The organism is Amycolatopsis sp. NPDC021455 (genome assembly GCF_040640995.1).
Classification (GTDB): Bacteria; Actinomycetota; Actinomycetes; order Mycobacteriales; family Pseudonocardiaceae; genus Amycolatopsis.
In genome coordinates this window covers 124,632-134,791 of record NZ_JBFACT010000003.1, presented here as the reverse complement: position 1 = coordinate 134,791, position 10,160 = coordinate 124,632, and the positions used below count along the sequence as shown (strand labels likewise).

11 protein-coding genes are annotated in these 10,160 nt (G+C 70.0%); 3 read left to right on the top strand and 8 right to left on the bottom strand.

Annotated features, from left to right (window positions below; translation table 11 throughout):
* Positions 1–208 (bottom strand): hypothetical protein (locus tag AB0G28_RS05905; RefSeq protein ID WP_361083383.1); only part of this gene is annotated, 208 nt, incomplete at its 3' end.
* A gap of 63 nt (positions 209–271) precedes the next feature.
* Between AB0G28_RS05905 and AB0G28_RS05900 the strand changes: the two genes are divergently transcribed.
* The gene (locus AB0G28_RS05900; protein WP_361084117.1) at positions 272–2,143 is read left to right on the top strand and encodes a VanW family protein; all 1,872 of its coding nucleotides are present in this window, start codon (positions 272–274) and stop codon (positions 2,141–2,143) included.
* A gap of 4 nt (positions 2,144–2,147) precedes the next feature.
* On the opposite strand, the gene AB0G28_RS05895 is transcribed toward AB0G28_RS05900, so the two are convergent.
* Positions 2,148–2,855 carry a leucine-rich repeat domain-containing protein gene (locus tag AB0G28_RS05895; protein WP_361083381.1) on the bottom strand — a complete coding sequence of 236 codons (708 nt, stop codon included), beginning with the start codon at positions 2,853–2,855 and terminating at the stop codon, positions 2,148–2,150.
* Positions 2,852–3,694, bottom strand: coding sequence for a helix-turn-helix transcriptional regulator (locus tag AB0G28_RS05890; protein WP_361083379.1), 843 nt, complete (start codon positions 3,692–3,694; stop codon positions 2,852–2,854). Before AB0G28_RS05890 ends, AB0G28_RS05895 begins: the two co-directional genes overlap by 4 nt.
* A gap of 111 nt (positions 3,695–3,805) precedes the next feature.
* Here AB0G28_RS05890 and AB0G28_RS05885 point away from each other — a divergent pair, with 111 nt between their 5' ends.
* Positions 3,806–5,209 (top strand): MFS transporter, encoded by a 1,404-nt coding sequence (locus AB0G28_RS05885; protein WP_361083377.1) that lies wholly within the window; start codon positions 3,806–3,808, stop codon positions 5,207–5,209.
* 60 nt (positions 5,210–5,269) lie between these two features.
* On the opposite strand, the gene AB0G28_RS05880 is transcribed toward AB0G28_RS05885, so the two are convergent.
* From AB0G28_RS05880 to mug, 4 genes are all read right to left on the bottom strand, one after another.
* On the bottom strand, positions 5,270–5,545 hold the full coding sequence (locus tag AB0G28_RS05880) for a transglycosylase associated protein (RefSeq protein WP_003058054.1): 276 nt from the start codon (positions 5,543–5,545) through the stop codon (positions 5,270–5,272).
* A gap of 140 nt (positions 5,546–5,685) precedes the next feature.
* Positions 5,686–7,521 carry an acyl-CoA dehydrogenase gene (locus tag AB0G28_RS05875; protein WP_361083375.1) on the bottom strand — a complete coding sequence of 612 codons (1,836 nt, stop codon included), beginning with the start codon at positions 7,519–7,521 and terminating at the stop codon, positions 5,686–5,688.
* A 157-nt stretch (positions 7,522–7,678) separates the two neighbouring features.
* Positions 7,679–8,464 (bottom strand): response regulator transcription factor, encoded by a 786-nt coding sequence (locus AB0G28_RS05870; protein WP_361083373.1) that lies wholly within the window; start codon positions 8,462–8,464, stop codon positions 7,679–7,681.
* 266 nt (positions 8,465–8,730) lie between these two features.
* Positions 8,731–9,291 (bottom strand): G/U mismatch-specific DNA glycosylase, encoded by a 561-nt coding sequence (gene mug / locus AB0G28_RS05865; RefSeq protein WP_361083372.1) that lies wholly within the window; start codon positions 9,289–9,291, stop codon positions 8,731–8,733.
* Positions 9,292–9,396: 105 nt separating this feature from the next.
* Here mug and AB0G28_RS05860 point away from each other — a divergent pair, with 105 nt between their 5' ends.
* A complete protein-coding gene (locus AB0G28_RS05860) occupies positions 9,397–9,573 on the top strand; it encodes a hypothetical protein (RefSeq protein WP_361083370.1) in 177 nt (58 codons plus the stop codon).
* On the opposite strand, the gene AB0G28_RS05855 is transcribed toward AB0G28_RS05860, so the two are convergent.
* Positions 9,514–10,149, bottom strand: coding sequence for a VanZ family protein (locus tag AB0G28_RS05855; RefSeq protein ID WP_361083369.1), 636 nt, complete (start codon positions 10,147–10,149; stop codon positions 9,514–9,516). The two genes, AB0G28_RS05860 and AB0G28_RS05855, sit on opposite strands and share 60 nt — an antisense overlap.
* Between the last annotated feature and the right edge of the window lie 11 nt (positions 10,150–10,160).

The window sequence follows — 10,160 nt, the reverse complement described above, 5'->3', positions numbered from 1 at the left end:
TGAGCCGTTGGTGGCTGAGCCGGTGGGTGCTGCCGAGGCGGAGCCTGAGCCGTTGGTGGCTGAGCCGGTGGGTGCTGCCGAGGCGGAGCCTGAGCTGCTGGTGGCTGAGCCGGTGGGTGCTGCCGAGGCGGAGCCCGAGCCGTTGGTGGCTGAGCCGGTGGGTGCTGCCGAGGCGGAGCCTGAGCTGCTGGTGGCTGAGCCGGCGCACCCCACCGAGACCGGGCCCGAGTCCCCGGTAACCGAACCCCTCGCCGAAGCCGGGCAGCCGCGGATCCGGCCCGCGGCGGAACCGGAGGTCTCGCCGGACCCACCGCTCGCGGCCAAGCCCGTCGCGGATCCGGCCGTGGCGACCACCGACCTCTTCGCCGATGATCTGCTCGGCGAACTCCTCGAGACCCCCGCCCCACCGCCGGCTCCGGAGACTCCCGCGACGAAGCTGCGCCGGGGTGTCGCCCGGGTGATGATGGCCGTCGGGCTCGCGCTCGGCCTCTTCGTCATCCTCTATGCGGTCGACCTGGTCGTCAGCGCCGGAGACGTGCCGCGCGGGGTCACCGTCGCCGGGGTCGATGTCGGTGGGCTGACCCATGCCGAGGCGGAAGCCAAGCTGCGCAAGGAGCTCGAACCTCGGCTGATCCGGCCCGTCGTCATCCACGGTGGTGACATCCAGGCCGAAATCGTGCCCTCGCAGTCCGGGCTCAGCCTCGACTGGCCCAACACCCTCGGGCTCGCCGGGCACCAGCCGCTCAGTCCCATCACGCGGATCATGTCCTTCTTCACCACCCGCGAGGTCGGTGTCGCGACCCGCACCGATCCCAACCAGGTCAGCCAGACCCTGCGTGAGCTGGCCCAGGGCAAGCTCGACCACCCCGCCACCGAAGGCTCGGTCGGGTTCGCGCCGACCCCGGGCAGCGACGGCGGTGTCACGCCCTACCCCATCCTGCCGCGGCAGGGCCAGCGGCTCGCCGATCTCGCCGGTGCCGTGCGCACCGTCACCGACCACTGGCTGGACCGCGGCGGGGTCAAGCTGGCCATGGCCGTCACACCGGTGCGGGCCACCGCGGCCGGCGTGCAGGCCGCCTTCCAGCAGATCGTCGCGCCCGCGGTCGCGAAACCCGTCGTCGTGCACGGACAGGGCAAGGACGTGCCGCTGAAGCCCGTCGCGATCGCGTCCTCCTTCCAGTTCGCGCCGGTCGAGGGCGGGGCCGTCGAGGTCCGCATCGACCAGGGCAAGCTGCAGGCCGCCCTCAAGGACGAGCTCGCGACCACCGAGACCGACGGCAAGGACGCGCAGATCGTCTTCACCGGCGACCAGCCGGCCATCGACCCGTCCGAGGACGCCAGGAAGGTCGACTGGGAGAAGACCTTCCGCCCGCTGATCGACGTGCTCAAGAAGACGGACGGACGCGATCTCCCGGTCGTCTACAGCGCGTCCAAGCCCAGCGTGACCACCGAGGCCGCCGGCGCGCTCGGCATCAAGGAGGTCATCGGCGAGTTCACCACCAGCGGCCTGACCGGCCCGGCCGTGACGAACAACCAGGTGCTCGCCGCGCGCGTGTCCGGCACGATCGTCAAGCCCGGCGAGACGTTCAGCCTCGGCGGCCGCTCCGGCCCGCGCACCGCCGGCACCGGCTACGTGCCCGCCCCGGTCGACGAGGACGGCACCGGCCCGGACGTGGTCGGCGGCGGTGTCTCGCAGCTGGCGTCCACTTTGTACAACGCTGGCTACCTCGCCGGCCTGGCCGACGGCGGCCACCTGGAACACGACCACTACCTCGACCGCTACCCCGTCGGCCGCGACGCCAAGGCCGTCAACGCCGACGGCAGCCCGGTCGAGCTCAAGCTGACCAACGACGCGCCGACCGGCATCGCCATCCAGGCCACCGTGGCCGGGGACTCCGTCACCGTCCGGATCTGGGGCACCCGGCACTACCGCGTCGAAGGCCAGACCGGCGCGCAGACCCCCGGAGACCCACCGCCGATCCAGTTCGGCGCCGGTGGCTCGGGCGCGTGCCAGACGTCGATCGGTTCGGCCGGCTTCAGCGTCACCGACACGCGCGTGCTCTACGACCTCACGAGCGGTGCCGAGGTCCGGCGGTCGTCGCACACGGCGACCTACGGTCCGCGTCCGACCGTTCTCTGTTGAGTTGTCAGCGAAGGACCATGCACCCCGCCTCCTCGAAGTCGCGCAACCACGCCGGCTCGCGGAAGTGCTTGTTCCACCGCAGATCCAGTTTGTCCAATTTGGACAACTGGGCCAGTGACGCGGGCAGCGTCGTCAACTGGTTCTCCCGCAGGTCGAGCTGACGCAGCTCACTCAGCGAGCCGATCGACGACGGCAGCGCGGTGAGCCGGTTGCCGCGGAGGTGCAGCTCCCGCAACGCGCCGAGAGCGCCGATCGACTCGGGCAGGGCGGTCAGCTCGTTGCGGTAGAGCCGGAGTTCGCGCAGCGCCACGAACCCCGAGAGGTCCGGGGGAAGCGACGTGAGCCGGTTGTCCGTGCAGCCCAGGTACCGCAGCTTTCCCAGCCGGCACCAGGCAGAAGGGAACTTCGTCAGCCGGTTGTCGCTGACGTACAGGTACTCGGTGAGGCCGGCCAGGTCGCCCAGTTCGTCCGGCAGCGAGTCGAACAGGTTGTGCGCCAGGTCGAGCGTGTGCAGCGACGTCAGCGCCGAGATACCCGGCGGCAGTGAGGAAATCCGGTTCGCCGCCAGGTTCAGCACGCGCAACTCGGTCAGCGACCACAGCGACCCGGGCACCACCGAGATCGAGTTCTTGTACAGGTCGAGCCGGGTGACCCCGGGAGGCACCGGAGGCACCGAAGTCAGCCCCTGATCGCTCAGGTCCAGTGACGTCATGTCGCCTCCAAGCGAGTCCGGGGCAGCAACGCCCACGTCGACGCGTCTTCCGGAGTGGACACCTGGATCCGCAGGCCCGGCACCTCCGACACCGCCAGCTCGGTCAGCCGGAAGTTCAGCCTGCCTGCCCGCGGGTGCTGGAACTCCCGCACCCGCGGCCGCGGTTCCGCCACTTCGTGCCGCGCCCACAGCTCGGCGAACTCCGGGCACAACGCCGACAGGCGCCGGATGTCCTCTTCCCACACCGGGTCGCCGACGTGCCTGCCGTACTCGGCACGCATCCGCGCGACCATGTGCGGGACCTCCTCGTCGTAGTTCAGCAGCATCCGCCGCGCGTTCGGCTCGGTCACGCAGCACCACAGCAGGTTCTTGTGCAGGCACGGCAGGCTGTGCCACTCCCAGAACAGCTCCTCCTGCGCCGCGTTCGACGCGAGGACGTCGAACCGGCCGTTGACCACCGTGGCCGGCAGCGGATCGAGCGCGCGCAGCACCTCGCGCACCGCCTCCGGCAGCTCCTCGGCCGACGACGGCAACCGCGACGGCGTCAGCTCCGCCAGCCGGTACAGGTGCTCCCGCTCGGGGTGGTCCATCCGCAGCGTGCGTGCCACGGCGTCGAGCACCTGGGCGCTCGCGTTGATCGGCCGCCCCTGCTCCAGCCAGGTGTACCAGGTGACGCCGACGCCGGCGAGCAGCGCGACCTCTTCCCGCCGCAACCCGCTCGTGCGACGGCGTACGCCGGGCGGCAGCCCGACTTCCTCGGGGCCGATCCGTGCGCGGCACGCCTTGAGGAACTGGCCGAGTTCCTCCCGGCGGCTCGTGTGGACCTGCGTTGACGTCATGCGGACCATGGTGCCCGAGGGGTACGACATTTTCGGGTCAAGCAGGTGCTCCCGGTACCAGCATCAGCAGGCTCTCTCCGAACACAAACGAAGAACCCCAAGGTCAGAAGCATGACTCTGACCACCGAAGCCCCGGCCATCCCGGACCGGGCCGCGCGGCCGTGGTTCATGCTGGCCGTCCTGCTGCTCGGCCAGTTCATGGCGCTGCTCGACGTCACCGTCGTGAACGTCGCCATGACCGACATCCGCACCGACCTGCACGCGTCCGGCGCCGCGCTGCAGCTCGTCGTTTCCGGCTACACCGTGGGCTACGCGATGCTGCTGATCACCGGCGCCCGGCTCGGCGAGCTCTACGGGCGGCGGCGCCTGTTCGTCACCGGGGTGATCGCCTTCACCGCCTGCTCGCTGCTGTGCGGGTTCGCGCCGGACCCGACGACGCTGATCGTCGCGCGGATCGCCCAGGGCGCCGGCGCGGCGCTCATGATGCCCCAGGTCATCAGCGTCATCCAGGCGCAGTTCACCGGGCCCGCACGAGCCAAGGCGCTGAGTGCGTACACCGCGGTCATTTCCGTCGCGTTCGTGTCCGGCCAGGTGCTCGGCGGGGTGCTCGTCGGCGCGAACCTGTTCCACGCGGGCTGGCGGCCGATCTTCCTGGTGAACGTGCCGATCGGCGTGCTCGTGGCCGCGCTCGCCGTCAAGCTGGTGCCCGGCGGTACGGCCGAGGCGGGCCGTCAGCTCGACCTCGCCGGGCTGGTGATCGCCGTGCCCGCGGTGGTGCTCATCGTCCTGCCGCTGGTCCTCGGGCACGAGACCGGCTGGCCGAGGTGGACGTTCGTCTCGCTCGCGGCCGGTGCGCTGCTGGCGGTGCTGTTCGTGGTCGTGGAACGCCGGGTGCGCGACCCGCTGGTCAACCTGGGCGTCCTCAAGGTCCGTGGGGTCGCACCGGGACTAACCGCGCTGGCCACCGGGGTCGCGTCCTACGGCGGCTTCCTCTTCTGCGTGGCGTTGCACTTGCAGGCCGGTCTCGGGGAGACGGCGCTGGCGGCCGGGCTGACGATGGCCCCCGGCGGGGTCGTCTTCGGTGTGTGCGGCTTCTTCTGGCACAAGCTGCCCCAGCGCGTCCACGCGGCGCTGACGCCGTGCGGTTACGTCGGTTCAGCGGCCGCGTACGCATTGCTGGGCCTGAGCCTGCGAGACGGCGGCAAGGGCGGCTCCCTGTTCTTCGCCGCGCTCCTGCTGTTCGGCCTGTCCATGGGCCTGGCGTTCGGGTCCCTGATGGCCCACGCGCTGACGCACGTCCCGCTCGCGAGTGCGGCGGACGCCAGCGGGCTGCTCACGACGACGTTGCAGCTGGGCCAGGTCATCGGGGTGGCGACGTTCGGCAGCCTGTTCCTGACGCTGGCCGGCGGTTCGTCGGCGCACGCCATCACCACGACGATGACGTGGGCCGCGGCGCTACTGCTGGTCGGCGCCGGGTTCGCCGTCGCGCTCGCCCGCGCGTCGACCACGCGGTAGCCACGAAAAGGCCCGGCCGGCCCGCCCGGAGGCGGACCGGCCGGGCCGGGACCTGAAGCGTTACCTGGTTACCCCACGGCGGCCGTAGGCGCCCGCGGCGATACTGACACCGATGGCGGCCAGCACGACCTGGGTGAGGATCTCCAGCCAGTCGATGCCGTTCGTGTCGGCGTACCCGAGACCGCGCGCGATGGCGGTGCCGATGAAGGCGGCGATGATACCGATCACGATGGTCAGCCAGATCGGAATGTTCTGCTTGCCGGGAGCGACCAGCCGGCCCAGAACGCCGATGATCAGCCCGACGATGATGGCGCTGACGATGCCGGCGACAGTCATCACATTCTCCTCTCCATGGATCGCGGGTCCGGCCACTCGGTCCCACGAACTCGGAGGCGGAATTCCCCGGCGAACCGGCCCCGAAACACCGAAGGACCCCTTCCGGGTCGGGAAGGGGCCCTTCGGCGGAACGCGTTGGATCAGAACGCGGCTTCGTCGATCTCCATGAGCGCGTTGTCGGCGGCCTCCACGATGGCGCGGCGGGCGGTCAGCTCCGGCAGCACCTGCTTCGCGAAGAACGAGGCCACGGCGACCTTGCCCTCGTAGAACGGAACGTCCTTGGTGGACGCGCCCGCGTCGAGCTTCGCGAGGGCGACCTCGGCGTGCTTGAGCAGCTGCCAGCCGATGAGCAGGTCGCCGACCGACATCAGCAGGCGGACCGTGTGCTGGCCGACCTTGTTGATGCTCTGCGGGTCCTCCTGCGACGCGGTGAGGTAGCCGATCAGCGAGCCGAGCATGCCCTGCGTGTCCTCGAGGGCCTGCTTGAGCAGCCCGCGCTCGTTCTTGAGCCGGCCGTTGCCCGCCTCGGACTCGATGAACTTCGTGATCTCGCCGGCGACGTAGGCCAGCGACGCGCCCTTGTCGCGGACGATCTTCCGGAAGAAGAAGTCCAGCGACTGGATCGCCGTGGTGCCCTCGTACAGCGAGTCGATCTTCGCGTCGCGGATGTACTGCTCGATCGGGTAGTCCTGCAGGAAGCCGGACCCGCCCAGGGTCTGCAGCGACTGCACGAGCTGCTCGGTGGCGCGCTCGGAGCCGACGCCCTTGACGATCGGCAGCAGCAGGTCGTTGACGCCGTGCGCGAGCTTCTGGTCGCCCTCGCCGGTCCACAGCTGGTCCTGGAACGACGCCGTGTACAGGTAGACCGCACGGAGGCCCTCGGCGTACGCCTTCTGGAGCATCAGCGAGCGCCGGACGTCCGGGTGGTGCGTGATGGTGACGCGCGGGGCGGCCTTGTTCAGCATGTTCGGCAGGTCGGCGCCCTGGACGCGCTCCTTGGCGTACTCGAGCGCGTTGAGGTAACCCGTCGACAGCGTCGCGATGGCCTTGGTGCCGACCATCATCCGGGCGTACTCGATGACCTGGAACATCTGCGCGATGCCGTCGTGCACCTCGCCGAGCAGCCAGCCCTTGGCCGGGGTGCCGTGCTGGCCGAAGGTCAGCTCGCACGTCGTCGAGGCCTTGATGCCCATCTTGTGCTCGATGTTGGTGACGAAGGCGCCGTTGCGCTCGCCCAGCTCACCGGTCTCGGTGTCGAAGTGGAACTTCGGGACGAGGAACAGCGACAGGCCCTTGGTGCCCGGCTTGGTCTCGATGCCCGGGCCCTCGGGACGGGCCAGCACCAGGTGCATGATGTTTTCGACCATGTCGTTCTCGCCCGACGTGATGAACCGCTTCACGCCGTCGATGTGCCAGGAGCCGTCCTCCTGCTGGGTCGCCTTGGTGCGGCCGGCGCCGACGTCCGAACCGGCGTCCGGCTCGGTGAGCACCATGGTGGCGCCCCAGCCCCGGTCGATCATGATCCGGGCCCAGCGCTTCTGCTCTTCGGTGCCGTTCTTGTCGACGATCATCGCGAAGTTCGGGCCCGCCATGTACATGAACAGCGGGGCGTTGGCGCCGAGGATCAGCTCGGAAGCGGCCCACTGCACGGTCGGGGGCAGGCCGAAGCCGCCGAGGTCGTTGGTGAGGCCGAGCCGCCACCACTCGCCGTCGACGAGCTGGCGGTAGCTCTTCTTGAAGGACTCGGGGATGGTGACGCTGAAGGTCTTCGGGTCGTAGACCGGCGGGTTGCGGTCGGCGTCGGCGAAGGACTCGGCGAGCGGGCCGGTCGCGAGCTTGTTCAGCTCGGACAGCACACCTCGGGCGGTCTCTTCGTCGGATTCGGCGAGCACACCCTTGCCCAGGCGCTCCTGCACGCCGAGTACCTCGAAGAGGTTGAACTCCAGGTCTCGGACGTTGCTCTTGTAGTGGCCCATGTCGTCACTCCAATGTGTTCGGCTCCCCGGCCGGGCACATGTTCGCCTTACTCGCCGGTAACTTCAGGATATTACCTGCGGGTAACCAGAGCAAGCAGATCCGCACTTCCGAGTATCGGAAATCCTCGAAAAGGTGCCTTTTTCCTGGGAGCGAGGGTCAGCGGTGGCCCGGAATCGCGGATGTGTCGGGCATCACCGGAAGGTGGCCGTCCTCGGCCCTGGCGACCAGGATCCCGGCGCGGAACGCGATCGTCACGGCGTGTGTCCGGTCACGCGCGGAAAGCTTGCGCAGGATGCTCTTCACGTGGGTCCGGACCGTCTCGACGGACAGGAAGAGCAGTTTCGCGATCGCCGAGTTCTCGAGGCCTTCGGCGACGAGCTGGAGCACCTGGTACTCGCGCCTGGACAGCGGCATCCCGCCGCGCGGCGCCGGCGGGTGATCGTGGGCGGGCTCGCCTTTGGGCGCGGCCGCCCGCTTCGGCCGTGCGGTCAGCGCGGCCAGGGACGGGTCGATGTACCGGCGTTCGGTGTGCGCGCGCCGGATCGCTTCGGCGAGCCGCCGTGAGTCGATCGACCGCGGCACGATCGCGTGCGCGCCCGCGGCGATCGCGGCCGCCAGGTACTGCTGCGTGCGATTCGCGTCACGGATCAGCGTGACGATGATCAGCGCGGGGTCGCCGGCGTTGAGCAGCTTGGTCAGGTGGCAGTTCGGGTCCAGCGCCGAGTCGAGCACGACGACGTCCGGCTTGACCTGCTCGCACAGCTGCAGCGCGGCGTGGTGGCTGGCGGCCTGCCCCGCCCAGTGGAGTCCCTGGCTGCGGTGGACGAGCGCGGCGAGCCCGTCCCGGAAGATCGGGACCGGGTCGACGACCGCGACGCCGAGACTGCGCCCGCCGGGTCCGGCGGGCCCCGCGGGCCTGCGGGTGGGCTCGATGCCGTGCATCGCGGGCCTCCGTCTCTGCGCCGTCGCTCCTGGGAAGCCGGACGTCTCCGGCGCCACCCGGTCCCCCTGCCGGGACCGCCAGAAGTGACTCCTCCTGCTTGGTACGAGTCGCGATTGCGCAGCTCATGACGCCAAATCCCCCTCATGGCCCAACCCGCCGGTCACAGCAAACTTTAGGTAGAAGTGGATCTTGATTAGGCGGTTCGGCGGGAGGGGGCGGGTCCCGATGGGGCAGCCGGCGCTACTGAGGGTGGATCACTCTTTGTTCAACGATTTCGACAGTCGTCGGATGCGGCCCGCAGCCGCCGGAACTCTTCCCCCAGGCCGGCCGGCGTCCAGTGCGCGTTGAGCCCGCTCGGGTTCGGCAGCACCCACACGCGGGTGTCCCCGATCAGGTGATCCTGCGGGCCGACCCGCGCCTTCGGGAAGCCGAACGCGGTCCGGTACGCCGTGATCCCGACGACGGCCAGCCACTGTGGCCGGTACTCCAGCACCTTCGCGACCAGCAGCTTCCCGCCTTCGCGCAGCTCGTCGTCGGTGAGCTCGTCGGCACGGGCCGTCGTCCGCGCGACGACGTTCGTGACGCCGATCCCCAGCTCGAGCAGTTTCTCCTGCTCGCTCGGCGCGTACAGCCGCGGCGTGAACCCGCCGGCGTGGAGCGCGGGCCAGAAGCGGTTGCCCGGACGCGCGAAGTGCTGACCGAGCGCGCCGGAGTAGAGGCCGGGGTTGATGCCGCAGAACAGGACGTCGAGGCCGGGGGCGATGACGTCCGGGATGGTTGCGTTGTGCGCCGCGGCCAGCTGGTCCTTCGTGGGTCGGGTGGTCACTCCTCCAGTGTGCGAAGGACGACTCGTCGCTGGGGGTAGCGAATTCACCACGGACCTGCGTAACCTGTGTGATCTCCCGCACAGCGCCGTACCGAGGAGGATTTCGTGCAGCTTCCGATCGTCCTCGGCCTGGTGGCGCTGGTGCTGGCCGTCGCGGCCCTCGTCGTCGTCCTCGAAGACCGGCGGGCCGCCCGGCGGGCGGCCCTGCAGCGGAAGGCGCGGCTAGCGCGCCTGGGTGAGGTCGACCCGCTCGCGCCGAGCCGGCTGCACGTCGACCGTTGAACGCTTGCCCCGGACCAGGGCCAGCAGCAGCGCGCCGAACACCCAGCCGACGCCGGCGCCGAGCGTGTTGTTCATGAGGTCGTCGACGTCGAAGATGCGGTAGACGTACGGCGCGGTGCCGAAGTTCGCGGTGACCTGCGTGATCTCGATGAGCAACGACCCCGCGAAGCCGATCAGGACGGTGCCGGTCAGGCCGCGGCGCCAGAGGATCCGCGCGAACACCCCGAGCGGGACGAACAGCAGGACGTTCAGGCACGCCTGCTGGAAGGTCTGCGTCGTGAACCAGCTCCCGCCGTGCTTGAGCAGCTCCGTGTGGATGTCGGCGATCCACTGGAAGGGGTGCAACTGCACGGTCTGGGACAGCCGGCGGGTACCCGGGCCGGGCAGCGGCAGGAGGACGACCGCCAGGGTCATGCAGCCGTAGAGCAGCACCGCGGCGGTGGTGAGGATGCCGCGCGGGCGGAGGCCGCCGTACCGGGCGAACTGCGTGATCAGCTGCGGCACGAGCACCACGACCCACAGGGCGAGGAACCCGATGAACCCGTCCTGCAGGGCGGTGACCTGGGCGTACGTCATGCCACCGACGT